We start from the raw sequence: 14,799 nt of genomic DNA on the forward strand, positions 1-14,799 counted from the left end.
ATGCGTCCACTCGATGAATATCGCCACCGGCCGGGCTTCTGAACGCGGATTCATTTGACGAACCGGCGCTAAGCCGATTAGCTTTCCGTGGGATGGCAGCGCTGCCATTGGGGCGTAAGCGGGACATGAACGCGATCGGCTGGCCGAATTTCAGGAGCCTGAATCAGGAAGGCATTGTCTTTGCCATCGCCGTGGTGCTGTTTATTGCCGCTGCCATCGGCCTGCCGGGCTTCATCGACCCAAACAATCTCGTGGCCATCGTCCGCTCGGTGTCGGTGCTCGRCATACTGGCGCTCGGCATGGCTGTCGTCATCATCGGCCGAGGCATCGACCTCTCGGCCGTGGCGATCATGGCAATGTCTGTCGCCTGGTATCTGCAGCTCCTGAATTCAGGAACGCCGGATGGGCTGGCCTTCGCCTATGTGCTGGCCGGCGTGCTCGCGATCGGCCTGCTAAACGGCTTCCTCGTCGCCTATGCCGACGTGCCGGCGATCTTCGTGACGCTGGCGACCGGTTCCTTCGTCTTCGGCTACGTCCGCTCGCAACTGATCACGCAGGATGCCGTGCCGGTGCCGCAGGGCCATTGGGTCGAGCTGCTCGGCGGCCTACGCTTCCTCGATATTCCCATCGAGGTGTTCGTCTTCGCGGGCCTCGCCTTCCTGTTCTACCTGTTCCTGCGCTACACCAAATGGGGCCGCTACATCTATTTCGCCGGCGACAATCCGGTCGCGGCGCGCAACATCGGCATTCCTGTGCGGCCGATGCTGGTGCTGCGCTATGTGCTGTCGGCCTTCGTCGCGCTGATTGCCGGCCTGCTGACGGCGGCCAGCCTACATTCGATCAACACCCGCGTCGTCAACTCGACGCTGCTCTACGACATCGTGCTGGTGGCGGTGATCGGCGGCATCGGCCTGTCCGGCGGACGGGGCGGGGTGCGCAACGTGCTGGTCGGGGCGGCGCTGATCGGCATCCTGCTCAACGCCATGACCATCATCGACATTCCGCTGCTCTACCAGAACCTTATCAAGGCGGCGATCCTGCTGGGGGCGATCATCGTCGATGGCGTCATCAACCCACGTGACGAACAGACCGCGCAGCAGGGCGATATCTGAGCATGATCCCTAAGAGATCATTCTCGAACCAGAAGACTTGACCAAACGCGGACGGTTAGGGCCGTCGGTGAACCACAGTGACCAAAACAGAGGATATGACATGAAACTGATCAGAACACTCTTGGCCGCCGCCACGGCGCTTGCCGTTACCGCCTTCGTCGCGCCTACCTTTGCCGCCGACGATCCGGGCCCGGCCGCCTATGCGCAGTCGCTGAAGGGCAAGCGCGTCATGCTGGTGCCGCTGGCGATGGGCTTCGACCTGGCGCAGGGCTGGGCGCATTATCTGAAGACCGAAGTGGAGGCCTGGGGCGGCGTGTTCGAGACGCGCGACCCGAACTGGGTCGTCGATGCCGGCGCGCAGGCGATCACCGACGCCATCTCGTCGGATACCCGGCCGGACGTGCTGATCATCCATGCGCCGGACCTGAACTCCTATTCCAAGTTGATGAAGAAGGCGCAGGCGGCCGGCACCTATGTGCTTCTGGTCGACAATCCTGCCAACTTCCCGGCCGACGCTTTTGTCGGCAGCGACTGGGACCGTCTAGGCCAGCTCGAGGCCGAAGCGGCGATCAAGGGCTGTGGCGAAAACTCGTCGAAGAAGATCGGCCTGGTGCAGGGCGACCAGGCGAACTCTTCCAGCCTTTATCAGTATGCCGGTATCATGAAGGTTCTGGACAAGCATCCCGACTTCAAGGTGGTGGCCAAGCCCGACTCGAACTGGGATGCGACGACCTCGCGCAACGTGACGACGACGATGCTGCAGCAGAACCCGGACATTTGCTCGATCATCGACTTCTGGGATGGTGACGCCACCGGCGCTTCGGCCGCGATCCGAGACGCCAAGCTCGAGGGCAAGGTGTTCCTGGTCACCACCGGCGGCGGGGAAAAGGCGGCGGACTGCGACAAGCTGCAGGACGGCACCTATGGCGCCGTGGTGATGACCGAGCTTGCCCGTCAGTCGGGCGACATGAACGCCATTATCAAGTTCCTGCTGCAGAGCGGCCAGCCGGCCGGCACCTCGCACACCTACATTTACACCCTGGAGAAGGCGACGACCAAGGCCGACCTCAAGCCCGACAGCTGTTGGGACCTGAAGGCGCTGCAGGCCGAAGCGGCGGCGAAATAGACCGATCCTTGCCAACACCAATCAACGAGGTGGCCGGATTGCCCGGCCACCTCTTTCTCTAGCAGCCCAGATTTGGCAGCAGTGACCCGATGTCCTTTCGCGAACGCCTCCAGTCCTGGCGCTACAATCTCGTGCCCGACCATCTTGTCGGCGAGATCCTGACCAAGCGCTGGACCGACAACGCCATTCCGTTCCTGGCGCTGGTGGTGACGTTGGCGACTTTTGGCTCAGTCATTCCGGGCTTCTTCAAGCTGACCTCGCTGCAGGAATCGACCCGCCAGCTCGGCGAGTTCTCGATGGTCGTCACCGGCATGACGGTGGTGATGCTGGGCGGCGGCATCGACCTGTCGGTCGGCTCGATCTTCGCGCTGTCGTGTTTCTCGGCCGTCTATGTCTTCTTCATCCTCGAACAGTCAATCTGGCTGGCGCTGGCCGCTTCGCTTGCCACCGGCCTCGTCTTCGGCGCCATCAATGGCTATCTCGTCGGCTATCTCCGCCTGCGCGCCTTTCTCACCACGTTGGTCACCTTCATCTTCGGGCGGGCACTGTTCGACATACTGGTCACCACCTATGCCGCCGACGTGCAGCTCTCGACAGCCACGTCGGATGTGCTCGACTTCATCGGCGACAGCACCTTCTGGGGCCTGTCGGTCTCGGTCTGGCTGGCGATCATCCTCGCGATCGTCACCCATATCGCGCTGACGCGTTCGCGGCCGGGCTGGCACGTGCTGGCGGTCGGCGGCTCCAGGCGCTCGGCGCACAATGCCGGGATCCGGGTGCGCCGCACCGTGTTCATGACCTATGTCTTCTCAGGTTTCTGCGCCTCGATCGGTGGCTTCCTCATCGCTTGCCGCCTGAGCGGGGCAGGGCCGGGCACCGGCCTCAATCTCGAGATCATGGCGCTGACGGCGGCAGTGGTCGGCGGCGTCAGCTTGGGCGGTGGGCGCGGCTCGGTGATCAAGGGGCTGATGGGCGCCATCATCGTCTTGACCATGACCAACGGGCTGATCCGGCTGGGCTATGGCACCGGAACCAACCAGATGGTGCTCGGTATCATACTGGCGGTGGCGGTGACCATCGACATCCGCTGGCTGAAGAACCGCCACAAGGTGCTGAACGAGGTCTATGTCGCGCCGGTCTATCTCAAGATGGGCGCTACCCGGTCGGCGGCGCCCGGTTCGGGCACGCCATACGAACTCGATAATCGATTGTCGAAAGCTGACCATATAGGGCTCGGCGAACTGGAGGGGCCGGAGGACGTCATCCTCGACCGCGACGACAATCTCTATTGCGGCACCCGCCATGGTGAGATCGTCCGCTTCTTCGCGCCGGACTACGTCAGGTCGGAAGTGTTTGCCCATATTGGCGGCTTTCCGCTCGGCCTGGCCTTCGACAAATCAGGCAACCTGATCAGCTGTGTCGGCGCCATGGGGCTCTATTCCGTGTCGCCGACGCGCGAGGTCAAACGCCTGTCGGCCGAGACCTCGCGCTCCTGGACCTCGATCGTCGACGATGCGCGGCTGCGCGATCCCAATGACTGCGACGTGGCACTCGACGGCCGTATCTATTTCACCGACTCGACCAAGCGCTACGACGCGCATGACTGGGCGCTGGATTCGATCGAGAACCGCGCCACCGGCCGCTTGCTGGTCTACGACCCGAAGGACGGTTCGACCAAGACGCTGCTCGACGGTTACCGCTACACCAACGGTGTGTGCATGGCGCATGACGGCAAGTCGCTGTTCTTCGCCGAAAGCTGGGCCTGCCGCGTACACCGCTACTGGCTGGAAGGGCCGAAGGCCGGTACGGCCGAATGCGTCATCCGCGACATGCCGGGCTACCCCGACAACATCAACCGCGCCTCCGACGGCAATTACTGGATGGCATGGCTTGGCATGCGCACGCCGAGCTTCGACCTGTCGCTGCGCCATCCCGACATGCGCAAGCGCATGACGCGCCGGCTGCCGCAGGATGAATGGCTGTTCCCCAACATCAACACCGGCGGCGTGGTCAAGTTCAACGAAACCGGCGGCATTGTCGAGGCGATGGGCGACCTCACCGGCGGCGCACACCCGATGGTCACCTCGATGCGCGAGCACAAGGGCTATCTGTTCGTTGGCGGCATCCTCAACAACCGCATCGGTCGTTACAAGATATCAGGCGCCGACCCGAACTGGACCAGCCCCGCTTCCTACTGGGGGGCGGCCTCATGATCCTCGATCCGGTGCTTGACCTGTTTCGCGGCAAGGCAGTGACCATTCCGCCGCTCGACGGCGCCTTCCGTCCCAACACGCGGCTGGACGACGCGCCGGCGGTCGCTGAGCTGACCGAGCCGGATAATCTGCTGATTTCCAGCGACAGGCTGTTGGCCTCCAGCGGCAATGCCATACACGCTATTGCTGCCGGCGCCGTGCCAACCGTGGTCGAGACCTTTCCATCTCCGGTTACGGCGTTGGCACTGTCGCCATCGGGCGAACTGACGGTCGGGTTGGAGAGCGGTAGGCTGTTGATTGCCGGCAAGGAGGTTTCGCTGCCGGCCGGGATTCGCTGCATCACCGCACTTGCCTACACAGACGATGGCACGCTGTGGCTGGCCAACGGTTCGGCTGAACACGCGCCGTCGCAATGGGCCGCCGACCTTATGAAGAAGGGCGCGTCCGGTTCGCTGTGGAAGCGGGACGCGGCGGGCGGCGGTTTCCGCAAGGTGGCTGGCGAGATCGCCTTTCCCTATGGGCTCCATCCGATGGGGCGGGATGTGCTGGTCAGCGAAAGCTGGCGCCACCAGCTCGTCCGCTTCGACGGCGCGACCGGCAACCGCTCGACGGTTCTGGCGCATCTGCCCGGCTATCCCGCACGACTGTCGCCGACCGCCGATGGCGGTGCGTGGCTGACCTTGTTTGCGCGGCGCAACCGGCTGATCGAATTCGTGCTGCAGGAAACGCACTACCGGCAGGACATGATCGAACAGGTGCCGCCGGCCTACTGGATCGCGCCGGCCCTGGCTTCCAGCCGCAGCTTCCTCGAACCGCTGCAATGCGGCGGCATCCGCACCATGGGCATCCACAAGCCTTGGTCACCAAGCCGCTCCTACGGGCTGGTGGTAAGGCTCGACCAGAAGCTGCAGCCGCAATTCAGCCTGCACAGCCGCGCCAACGGCACGCGCCACGGCATTTGCAGCGTCGCCGAAAGGGCCGGCCTTCTGTTCATCGCCTCCAGGGGCGGCGACTGCGTGTTGTCCGTCGACCTCGCGTCGGGAGGGTTTTGATGGAACCGATCGTCCGCCTGGAAAATGTCACCAAGACTTATCGTGGCGTGCCCGCGGTGAAAAACGTCAGCTTCGATCTGCGCAAGGGCGAGATCCACGCGCTGCTCGGCGAGAACGGCGCGGGTAAGTCGACGCTGACCAAGATCGTCGCCGGGGTGGTCGACGCCACCTCCGGCAGGATGTTCCATAAGGGCGCCGAAATCGCCTACGCCTCGCCGCATGCGGCGCTCGAAGCCGGCATTGCCATGGTGTTCCAGGAGACCAGCCTGGTGCCGTCGATGACGGTGGCGCAGAACCTCTACCTCGGCACCGAAAAATTCCTCAACCGGCTACGCGGCACCTACATTTCGGCGCAGCAGTTCCTGCAGTCCCTCAACTTTCCCGTCGACCCGAACGCCATGGTGGCGACGCTGGGTGCCGCCAAGCGGCAGATGGTCGAGATCGCGCGCGCCGTCCACCACAATGCGGAGGTCATCATCTTCGACGAGCCGACGGCGACGCTGACGCCGGAAGAGAAACGACATTTCTTCGCGCTGATCCGGCGGCTGAAGGCGAATGGCGTGTCGATCGTCTTCATCAGCCACGCGCTGGAGGAGGCGCTTGATATCGCCGACCGGATCACCATTTTGCGCGACGGCGAGCTGGTCATCACTGACGACACATCCGCCTTCGACCGCGACCGGATCGTCGCCGCCATGGTCGGCCGTACTTTGTCGGGGCAGATCTATCGGCAGCGCGACGAGGCGAAATTGCGCAAGGCCGGCAAGAAGGTTCTGTCGGTGCAGGACATCTCGATGAGCAATGTCGTGCGCAACAATTCGTTCTCTATCTTCGAGGGCCAGATCACCGGCGTGTTCGGGCTGATCGGCTCTGGCCGCACCGAGACGTTCAAGATCGTCTCCGGTATCTACAAGCGCGATTTCCTGCGTGGCGGGGCGATCGAACTCGACGACAAGCCCGTGCGCTATCTCGTGCCGAGCGAGGCGGTGGCCGACGGCATCGTCTATGTCACCGAGGACCGCAAGAGCGAGGGCATCTTCGAGACGATGGGCATTGCCGAGAACCTGTTCGGCGGGCTGTTGGCGGCGGGCCGCGAAAAGGCCTGGGTGATCAACCAGCAGGAGATGCGGCAGCTTGCGGCCGAATGGACGAAGACGCTGAACATCAAGGCGATCAACGACAATGCACGCGTCGTCGAGCTATCCGGCGGCAACCAGCAGAAGGTGGTGATCGGCAAAGGGCTGGTGCAGCAGCCGCGCATCGTCATCTTCGACGAGCCGACGCGCGGCGTCGATGTCGGCGCGATCGCCGAAATCCACCAGATCATCAACCGGCTGGCCGACGATGGCCTCGCTGTCGTCGTGATTTCCTCCTACCTGCCGGAGATCATGAACCTGTCGGACCGCATCCTGGTCTGCCGGCAAGGCCGCATCGTCGAAGAGTTTTCGCCCGCGGAGGCAACCGAGGAAAAGATCATGTATGCGGCGGTTCACTAGATTCAGGTGAGGCCGGCCTGCAAATGGCGGCTTCCTGAGCTACCTGACCAGAATCGCCACGCCGTCGCTAAAAAGTGAATCGGGCAAATGGATTGGCTGCGATTGCTCAAGACCCGATTCACACGACGATCCAAACGAAAGGACCAGCCATGGCCACCACAAAACTTCTGACCGATGCCGAGGTGGAGAAGATCCCGGCTGTGAAGGCGGTGTTCGACGACATCCGTGCGACGCGCAAATCCGATTTCGTCAACAATTTCTGGCGCGGGCTGGCCAATGATCCACCGGCGCTGAAGCGGATCTGGGAACAGTTGAAGGTGGTGATGGTCGCTGACAGCGCCATCGATCCGTTGACCAAGGAGATGATCTATATCGCGGTGTCGACCGCCAATGGCTGCTCCTACTGCGTCCACTCGCACACCGCCGCCGCCCGGGCGAAAGGCATGACCGACGCGCAGCACGGCGAACTCGTATCGATCATCGGGCTGGCCGGCCAGACCAACCATATGGTCACGGCGATGCAGATCCCGGTCGATCCGCAGTTCGAGGTGAAGTGAGGGCGGCTGCTTTCCAGGGCTGGAATTTTCATGGACAAAAGCACCAGATTTCCGACGTCGCTCTCTGGCTACGAGATTGAAGGCCTGATTGGGATTGACGCTTCACGACTGGTGCCGCTGTATCAGGGCTGCTCTGACTATGTCGTGCTGGAACGAGGCGAGCCGCCCAACGCTGCCACTGCAAAGGAGGAATTTGAGAGCTTTCCACCGAACCGGACGGAAGCCGACAAGTTCATATTCGGGGTGAAGGCAATCGATGGTGAATTTGTAGGCTTACTGGCCTGCGACCGCAATTATCCGCGAGTGGAGTGTTGGTGGATCGCGTTGTTCATGATCGACAAAGCACTTCGCGGAAGAGGGTTGGGGCGTACACTGTGCGACGACTTTTTCAGGTGGCTGAAATCCCAGAACGTCAAGTGGGTGGAACTCGGCGTGATCACAGAAAATGAGCAGGCTCTTCGCTTTTGGCAGCGGCAGGGCCTCAAGCTGGTGCGGACGGCGGGGCCAGTCAGTATTGGGGCGAAACGGCATATGGTCCAGGTTTTAGGCCGGCCGTTGTGAGCAGATCCATCAAAGGCGCTTGGCCACCTTCTTGAAATGAGAAGGGAAGGCGTGTGCTATGCCGGGCGATAAACCCTCTCGGCCGTGTTCCAGAAAATATCCGCCTCAGCTTTCGCGCCATGCTTGGCCACCGCCGCGCGATGCGCCTTGATAAGCTCGGCATGGCTGGTCCACAGTTTCTCGATCGGCAAGTTCGAGCCGAACATCAGATGATCCGCGCCCAGGATGTCGATCGCATTGTCGACGATGTAAGCGATCAGAGCCGGGTCGTTGCCGTGGACGAAGGTGCCGAGGCCGGACAGTTTTGCATGGAAATTGGGCGCGGCCGACAGCGTGCGCAGGCCTGCCTTCCAGGCTTCCGTGATTTCGGGCTCCATGCCGGTGAGCATGCCAGCATGGGTGAGGATGAAATTGGTCTCCGGGTTCTCGCCGACCAGCGTCAGCCCGTCCTTCATCTGGGCAGGGAATAGCTGAAGGTCGAAGGACAGGCCGTAGTGCTTCAGCCGGGCGACATTGGCGCGGACCTTGGGATCGATGACCTGGTCGGCCGAAGTGGCGAAGCGGAAGGCCGGCGTCTCGTGCCAGTGCAATTGCATGCGCACGCCGCGCAGCAGCGGATATTTCTTCAGCCGGTCGATCTGGGGCCTGATATCGTCCACGGTCATATCGGTGTAGCCGACGATGGCGTGTGGCCAGCCGGTCTCATTCGCGGTTTTCTGCAGGAAGGCGACCTCCTTCTCGAAATCCTCCTTGGCCCAGTTGGTCTGGACATAGACGGCTTTTTCGACGCCCGACCCCTTCTGGTCGGCCAAGAATTCCTCGATCGGGTAGTCGCGGCGGATCGGCTCATAGGGGCCAAAGATGCGCGGCACCATCGGTCCGACCAGCCAGGGCTGGTCCTGTTGGCGCCAGATGTGGAAATGCGCGTCGATTGCTTTCTGCATCACGAAACCCTCTTCCAGATTGCCGCCGCCGCCGGGGCCGGGCGGTCGAGCGACAGGATGAAATCGGTGAGGCCCTTGAGCGACGAGCCGTCGATGAGATCGTCGAGCACCGGCAGGATGGCGCGCAGTGCTGCCGTTGCAGGCCAGAAGCGCGGATCGCCGGCCAGCGGCGTCGCGAGAGACAATCGGAAAGCGCGCGCGCTCAGCCGACGCATCGCTGTCTCCAGTTCGGCATGATCGCCGCGCTCCAGCGCATCGGAGAGGATGACGATCGCTGCACCGCGGGCGAAAGCGGAGAAGCGTGGCACCGACAGGAAAGCGAGCAGCGTCGGCCCCATGCGGGTGCCGCCGTCCCAGTCATCGACCTGCGCCGCCGCGCGGGCCAGCGCCTGGTCGCGGTCGCGAATGCGCAGTGCGGCGGTAATGCGGGTGAGCCGGGTGCCGAAGGTGAAGATTTCGGCGCGGTCAGCACCTTGCACTGCGGCATGGGCGAGCTTGAGATAGTCTGACGTGTGCAGCTTCATCGAGCCGGAGACGTCGATCAGGATCAGCAGCTTGCGCGGCACAGTCTGCCGGCGACGCAGCAGCGGCGAGGGCACGTCGCCATCGGCACTGACGATTTCCCTGAGCGACCGGCGCAGATCGAGTTTGCCGCGCGAGTGGGTGCGCACGGTGCGGAAGGAGCGGCGGGCAGGCAAGGCCGGGGACAGCTTGCGGCGGAAGGCGGCCAGCCTATCGTCGTCGCGCTGGAAATCGCGCGCGCTCAATTGCTCCAGGGCCGAGGACAGTTCGCCGCCTTCTTGGCTGTGCTCGGCTTCGATCCGTTCGACGTCAGCGCCGCCATCATCCTTGATATTGATTTCCTCATCTCCGTCTCCTTCAACCACGGCGGATGCGTTGCCGTAGAAATGGTTCTGGAAATGCGCCTCGAATTCGTCGCGGCGGTCGGGCGGCGGCGCCAGCGTCGCAAGGGCCGCTTCGCGGATGTCGGCCATCGAACGCGGCCCGAGCAATGTCACGGCCTGCATGAAGCCGGACATCTGCTCCGGCGCGACGGCAAAGCCGTAACGGCGCAGCAGCCGGCCGAAGCCGAGGAACGGCGCGGCCGCGCGGGGCAGGGCGCTCACGCCAGGGCCTCCTCGACAATCCGGCCAAGCTCCGGCGCGATGCAGGTCAGGTCTTCTTCGTCCTTGATCAGCACGCCGATGGCACGGCGGAAGGCTTCGGGCCACGGGCTGCCGCCCTTTTCCAGAATGGTTGCGGCGTTGGCCCATTCGACCGCCTCGGCAATGCCGGGCGGCTTGGCCAGCGGGCGGGCGCGGATGGTCTGCACGGCTGCCGCCACGGCGCGTGCGGTGGCTTGCGCCACATCGCCGGCGCGCAGCATGATGATGGCGGCCTCGCGCTCGGCGTCGGGATAGCCGATCCAGTGGTAGACGCAGCGTCGGCGCAGCGCCTCGGCGAGTTCGCGGGTGCGGTTCGAGGTGAGGATGACGATCGGCTGGGCTGTGGCGCGGATGGTGCCCCGCTCGGGAATGCTGATCTGGAAATCGGAGAGGAATTCCAGAAGCAACGCCTCGAATTCATGGTCCGAACGGTCGATCTCGTCGACCAGCAGCACGCGCTGCTCGGGCGCCTTCAGCACCTGCAGCAGCGGCCGGGCGATCAGGAACCGGTCGTCATAGATGTCGATCTCGTGCTCGCCAGCATGGCGGATGGCGAGCAACTGGCGCTGGTAGTTCCATTCGTAGAGCGCGTGCGCGGCGTCGATGCCTTCGTAGCATTGCAGCCGTACGAGATCGCGGCCGAGCAACTGCGCGATTGCCTTGGCCGCTTCCGTCTTGCCGACGCCCGGCGCGCCTTCGAGCAGCAGCGGCTTGCCCAGCCGGATAGCCAGGAAGATGGCGGTTGCCAGGCTGTCATCGGCCAGATAGCGCGAGGCGGCCAGGTGTTGCGCCACTACCTCCGGCGAGGTCGCTGATGTCTCGGCGTTCACCTCGGGCATTTCGATCACTCAGTTCGCCGCTTGCGCCCTGAGCGCGCGCAGGATGCGCTCTGGCGTGATCGGCAGCGTGTCGATGCGCACGCCGACGGCGTCGAAGACGGCATTGGCAACCGCTGGTATCTGCGGGTTGGCGCACATTTCGCCCGGCCCCTTGGCGCCATAAGGCCCGTCGGCCGACGGCCGCTCCAGCACGATGATCTCGGTCTCGGCAAGATCGCCGGGGCCAGGCATCAGATACTGGTTGAAGTCAGTGCCTCCATGGTCGCGGTTGGGATAGTAGGGCTCGGTCGTCTCGTAGAGCGCGTGGCTGATGCCCATCCATGAGCCGCCGACCAGCTGCTGCTCGACCATTTTCGGGTTCAGCGCACGGCCGATCTCAAAAATGTTCTTCACCGTCAGTACTGTGACCTCGCCGGTCTCGTCATCGACCTCGACCTCGGCCACGGTGCAGGCATGTGCATAGCAGGTCGACGGCTTCATCGCGCCGGTCTCTTTATCGGGATAGGAGCGCGGGATCAGGAACATGCCGCGGCCGGAGATCGAGCGGCCGCGCTTGAAATGCGCCGACAGTGCGACCTCGAAGATCGAGATCGACTTTTGCGGCGCGCCCTTGACCAGGATGTTGCCCTGTCCGTCGGTCTCGAGGTCGGAGGCGTTCACTTCCAGCTCTTCTGCGGCCACTTCCAGCATCACCTGGCGGGCTTCCCTGGCGGCCTGGATGACCGCGTTGCCGGCGCGGTGGGTGCCGCGCGAGGCGAAGGTGCCCATGCAGTGCGGGCCGGTGTCGGTGTCGGCGGTGTCGACGACGACGCGGTCGGTCGGCACGCCGATGGTCTCAGCGCAGATCTGCGCCATGATCTGCTTCATGCCTTGGCCGAGATCGACCGATGACAGCGTGACCATGAAATTGCCGGTCGGCGTCGAATGCACCAGCGCCTGGGTCGGGTCGCCGCCAAGGTTCATGCCGGTTGGATAGTTGATGGCGGCAACGCCGCGTCCGCGCCTGATCGCCATCTCAAGCTCCCTTCACGTAGGACGACATCGCCATGAATTTTTCGGCCACAGGCCAGTTGGCCGCGCGCGAGGCTTCCTGCATGCACTCGATCAGCGCCGCACCCTCGGTCGGCTGGCGATGCGCCTTCATGTCGCCGTCACGATAGGCGTTGATGAAGCGGAATTCGAGCGGATCCATGCCGACCAGTCGCGCCAGCTTGTCCATCTGCACCTCCAGAGCGAAGTCGCCAATGGTGACGCCGAAGCCGCGCATGGCGGAGGAGGGCGTTCGATTGGTGTAGACGCAGTAGGTGTCGATCCAGACATTTGGGATGGTGTAGGGGCCGGGATAATGGCCGGCGCCCTTCTGCGCGCCGTAGGGCGAATGGCGCGAATAGGCGCCGGCGTCGGTATAGCCGGTGACCTTGCGCGCGACGATGCGGCCGTCCTTCATGACGCCGTCCTTGATGACCACCTTTTCGGCGGCGCGCGGCGAGGAGATCTGCATCTCCTCCTCGCGGCTGTAGATGAAGGAAACCGGACGGCCGGTGAGCTTGGCGCCGAGAATGGCGATCGGCTCGACGATGACGTCGACCTTGCCGCCGAAGCCGCCGCCGACGGTGCCGCCGACGAAATGGAGCTTGTTGCCGGGCATCTGCAGGATGATCGAGGCGTTGTCGAGGGTGAAGAACATCGCCTGCGTATTGGTGTAGCAGGTGAAGCGATCATTGCCTTCGGGCGCCACCACGCAGCCGGTGGTCTCGGTCGGCGCATGCTCGATCGGCGAGGACTGGTAGCTCTGCTCCAAGACGTGGTCCGCGGCCGCGAAGCCTGCCTCGACATCGCCGAAACGCACCTTGCGGCATTCGCCGCTGTCATAGAGATAATAATTCTGGCCGTGGTACTCGTTGACCAGCGGCGCGCCGGGCTTCAGCGCTTCCTCCATGTCGAAGACGGCCGGCAGCACTTCATAGTCGACCTTGACCTTGGCGGCGGCTTCTTGGGCGGCGCGCTCGGTTTCGGCCAGAACGGCGACGACGGCCTCGCCCTTCCAGCGCACCTTGCCGTCAGCCAGCACCGTTTCGTCCTCCGGTCCAATCTGGATCAGAATCAGGATGGTGTAGACATTGTGCGGCACGTCCTTGGCGGTCAGGATTTTCACCACGCCTGGATGCTTTTCCGCCTCCGCGGTGTCGATCGAGCGGATGCGGGCGTGATGATGCGGGCTGCGCACCATCTTCAGGTGCAGCATGCCGGGGAAACTGCGGTCGGCGAAAAAAGCGGTCTTGCCGGTGACATGACCGGGTGAATCCGAGCGCGGCCGGGGCTGGCCGATCTCGTGCAGATCATCCTTGCGGACATCGGCGAAGTAGCTCTTGCGCAGTTCCATGTTTGCTTCCCTCAGGCCGCGTTCTGCGAATTGGCGCGGGCTGCACGCAGCACCGCCTGGATGATCGGCTCGTAGCCGGTACAACGGCAGATGTTGCCCGACAGCGCCTCGACCACGTCGTCGCGGCTGGGATTGGGTGTATGGTCGAGCAGCACCTTGGCGGCCATGATCATGCCCGGCGTGCAGAAGCCGCATTGCGTGGCGAAGGTGTCGAGGAAGGCGTGCTGCAGCGGGTGCAGGACGCCACCCTCTGAAAGCCCCGATGTCGTCGTGATGGCAGCACCATTGCACGTCTCGGCCAGCGTCAGGCAGGACAGCCGGAGCTCGCCGTCGATGATGACCGAACAGGCGCCGCAGGTGCCTTGATGGCAACCGCCTTTCGGCGAGGTGTCGCCGATCTTGTCGCGCAGTGCGTGGAGCAGCGTCGTGCCGCTGTCGATGAATTCGGCCTTTTCAGAGCCGTTGAGCGTGAACTGGACCGGGACCTTTGCCATGTTTCCTCCTTGCGCGCCTGCCCGATTGATCGGACAGACGCGCGCCCCCCAACGGGTGTTTCAGGTCAGCAGCAGCCGGCCGAGATGGACCGGCAGCACTTCGTTGCGATACCAGGCGCTGGCGATCGGATCGGTGACGGGCGAGGTGCCTTCGTTGCCCACGGCGAGCGCCGGGGCGATGCCGTCCTTGGTCAGGCTTTGGCCGATCAATGCTTTTTCCGCCGCCTTGGCGCGCATCGGCCGGTCTGCCATGCAGCCGAGCGCGATCCGCGCCGAGGACACGGTGCCGTTGCCGGCCAGGTCAAGCACGGCGGCGATGCTGAGCACCGAGACGCCCTTCGGCTTGACGCGCGACACTTTCAGGAAGCGAAAGCCGTCTGCCTTCGGAAGCGCGAAAGCGACCGAAGTGACGATGGCGCGGTTGCTGTCCCGCCCTGCCAGGAAGGCTTCGATCGGCGTTTCGCCGCCATCGGTGCCAATCGTGGCATCGAGCGCCAGCAGGGCAACGGCGAAGTCGCCATAAGGCGCCGGTGCGAACAGATTGCCGCCAACGGTCGCCATGTTGCGGACCGCCGGACCGCCGACGGCGCGCGCGGCCTTGGCAAGGAAGCTGAGGTCCGGATGACGGGCGATCGCCGCCATGGTCACCGAAGCGCCGATGCGGGCCTTGCCGTCGGTGACGGTAATCGCTGAAAGCGACGGCTCGGTGGAACGGATCAGGCTGGAGACCGAAATATCGCCTTCATTGGCGGCGCGCACGACCAGCGTGCCGCCACCGAGATAGCGGCTGCCCTGGGATTTCAGCGCCGCGTTGGCCTCCTTCACCGTCGCAAAAGTCTGCAGTGCTAGCGCCATA

Annotated in this window: 14 protein-coding genes; 7 read left to right on the top strand and 7 right to left on the bottom strand. The window is 63.8% G+C overall.

Going from position 1 to position 14,799, the window contains the following annotated elements; translation table 11 throughout:
• Positions 1-125: 125 nt before the first annotated feature.
• The 7 genes from AC1DZP_RS09650 (at position 126) to AC1DZP_RS09680 (ending at position 8,117) form a co-directional block, all read left to right on the top strand.
• Positions 126-1,112: an ABC transporter permease gene (locus AC1DZP_RS09650; protein ID WP_477301862.1), complete on the top strand. Its 987-nt coding sequence runs from the start codon at positions 126-128 to the stop codon at positions 1,110-1,112.
• 100 nt (positions 1,113-1,212) lie between these two features.
• Positions 1,213-2,238 carry a sugar ABC transporter substrate-binding protein gene (locus AC1DZP_RS09655; protein ID WP_477301864.1) on the top strand — a complete coding sequence of 342 codons (1,026 nt, stop codon included), beginning with the start codon at positions 1,213-1,215 and terminating at the stop codon, positions 2,236-2,238.
• A gap of 89 nt (positions 2,239-2,327) precedes the next feature.
• A complete protein-coding gene (locus tag AC1DZP_RS09660; RefSeq protein ID WP_477301866.1) occupies positions 2,328-4,451 on the top strand; it encodes an ABC transporter permease in 2,124 nt (707 codons plus the stop codon).
• A complete protein-coding gene (locus AC1DZP_RS09665) occupies positions 4,448-5,503 on the top strand; it encodes an SMP-30/gluconolactonase/LRE family protein (RefSeq protein ID WP_477301868.1) in 1,056 nt (351 codons plus the stop codon). Before AC1DZP_RS09660 ends, AC1DZP_RS09665 begins: the two co-directional genes overlap by 4 nt.
• Positions 5,503-6,999, top strand: coding sequence for a sugar ABC transporter ATP-binding protein (locus AC1DZP_RS09670; RefSeq protein ID WP_477301870.1), 1,497 nt, complete (start codon positions 5,503-5,505; stop codon positions 6,997-6,999). The genes AC1DZP_RS09665 and AC1DZP_RS09670 overlap by 1 nt, the downstream gene beginning before the upstream one ends.
• Before the next feature lie 149 nt (positions 7,000-7,148).
• On the top strand, positions 7,149-7,556 hold the full coding sequence (locus AC1DZP_RS09675; RefSeq protein WP_477301872.1) for a carboxymuconolactone decarboxylase family protein: 408 nt from the start codon (positions 7,149-7,151) through the stop codon (positions 7,554-7,556).
• A gap of 30 nt (positions 7,557-7,586) precedes the next feature.
• Complete coding sequence (locus AC1DZP_RS09680) at positions 7,587-8,117, top strand: GNAT family N-acetyltransferase (protein WP_477301874.1); 531 nt, start codon at positions 7,587-7,589, stop codon at positions 8,115-8,117.
• Between the two features lie 56 nt (positions 8,118-8,173).
• Here the strand turns inward: AC1DZP_RS09680 and AC1DZP_RS09685 are convergent, their stop codons facing one another.
• From AC1DZP_RS09685 to AC1DZP_RS09715, 7 genes are read right to left on the bottom strand one after another with little or no spacing between them, the layout of a single operon-like run.
• Positions 8,174-9,061, bottom strand: coding sequence for an amidohydrolase family protein (locus AC1DZP_RS09685; protein WP_477302213.1), 888 nt, complete (start codon positions 9,059-9,061; stop codon positions 8,174-8,176).
• On the bottom strand, positions 9,061-10,179 hold the full coding sequence (locus AC1DZP_RS09690) for a vWA domain-containing protein (protein ID WP_477302215.1): 1,119 nt from the start codon (positions 10,177-10,179) through the stop codon (positions 9,061-9,063). The genes AC1DZP_RS09685 and AC1DZP_RS09690 overlap by 1 nt, the downstream gene beginning before the upstream one ends.
• Before the next feature lie 5 nt (positions 10,180-10,184).
• Positions 10,185-11,066 (bottom strand): AAA family ATPase, encoded by an 882-nt coding sequence (locus AC1DZP_RS09695; RefSeq protein WP_477302217.1) that lies wholly within the window; start codon positions 11,064-11,066, stop codon positions 10,185-10,187.
• 9 nt (positions 11,067-11,075) lie between these two features.
• Positions 11,076-12,080, bottom strand: a complete 1,005-nt coding sequence (locus tag AC1DZP_RS09700) for a xanthine dehydrogenase family protein molybdopterin-binding subunit (protein WP_477301876.1) — start codon at positions 12,078-12,080, stop codon at positions 11,076-11,078.
• Between the two features lies 1 nt (position 12,081).
• On the bottom strand, positions 12,082-13,449 hold the full coding sequence (locus AC1DZP_RS09705; protein ID WP_477301878.1) for a xanthine dehydrogenase family protein molybdopterin-binding subunit: 1,368 nt from the start codon (positions 13,447-13,449) through the stop codon (positions 12,082-12,084).
• 11 nt (positions 13,450-13,460) lie between these two features.
• On the bottom strand, positions 13,461-13,943 hold the full coding sequence (locus AC1DZP_RS09710) for a (2Fe-2S)-binding protein (protein WP_477226925.1): 483 nt from the start codon (positions 13,941-13,943) through the stop codon (positions 13,461-13,463).
• Between the two features lie 60 nt (positions 13,944-14,003).
• Positions 14,004-14,798 carry an FAD binding domain-containing protein gene (locus AC1DZP_RS09715; RefSeq protein WP_477301880.1) on the bottom strand — a complete coding sequence of 265 codons (795 nt, stop codon included), beginning with the start codon at positions 14,796-14,798 and terminating at the stop codon, positions 14,004-14,006.
• Between the last annotated feature and the right edge of the window lies 1 nt (position 14,799).

The sequence above is a fragment of the Mesorhizobium sp. P2_F8 genome, assembly GCF_056403655.1.

What these genes read in the sequence shown, in the direction of transcription:
- AC1DZP_RS09710 (WP_477226925.1), bottom strand. Translation starts at nt 13,943, where the DNA reads ATGGCAAAGGTCCCGGTCCAGTTCACGCTCAACGGCTCTGAAAAGGCC.
- AC1DZP_RS09660 (WP_477301866.1), top strand. Translation starts at nt 2,328, where the DNA reads ATGTCCTTTCGCGAACGCCTCCAGTCCTGGCGCTACAATCTCGTGCCC.
- AC1DZP_RS09695 (WP_477302217.1), bottom strand. Translation starts at nt 11,066, where the DNA reads ATGCCCGAGGTGAACGCCGAGACATCAGCGACCTCGCCGGAGGTAGTG.
- AC1DZP_RS09665 (WP_477301868.1), top strand. Translation starts at nt 4,448, where the DNA reads ATGATCCTCGATCCGGTGCTTGACCTGTTTCGCGGCAAGGCAGTGACC.
- AC1DZP_RS09680 (WP_477301874.1), top strand. Translation starts at nt 7,587, where the DNA reads ATGGACAAAAGCACCAGATTTCCGACGTCGCTCTCTGGCTACGAGATT.
- AC1DZP_RS09655 (WP_477301864.1), top strand. Translation starts at nt 1,213, where the DNA reads ATGAAACTGATCAGAACACTCTTGGCCGCCGCCACGGCGCTTGCCGTT.
- AC1DZP_RS09675 (WP_477301872.1), top strand. Translation starts at nt 7,149, where the DNA reads ATGGCCACCACAAAACTTCTGACCGATGCCGAGGTGGAGAAGATCCCG.
- AC1DZP_RS09715 (WP_477301880.1), bottom strand. Translation starts at nt 14,798, where the DNA reads ATGGCGCTAGCACTGCAGACTTTTGCGACGGTGAAGGAGGCCAACGCG.
- AC1DZP_RS09705 (WP_477301878.1), bottom strand. Translation starts at nt 13,449, where the DNA reads ATGGAACTGCGCAAGAGCTACTTCGCCGATGTCCGCAAGGATGATCTG.
- AC1DZP_RS09685 (WP_477302213.1), bottom strand. Translation starts at nt 9,061, where the DNA reads ATGCAGAAAGCAATCGACGCGCATTTCCACATCTGGCGCCAACAGGAC.
- AC1DZP_RS09700 (WP_477301876.1), bottom strand. Translation starts at nt 12,080, where the DNA reads ATGGCGATCAGGCGCGGACGCGGCGTTGCCGCCATCAACTATCCAACC.
- AC1DZP_RS09670 (WP_477301870.1), top strand. Translation starts at nt 5,503, where the DNA reads ATGGAACCGATCGTCCGCCTGGAAAATGTCACCAAGACTTATCGTGGC.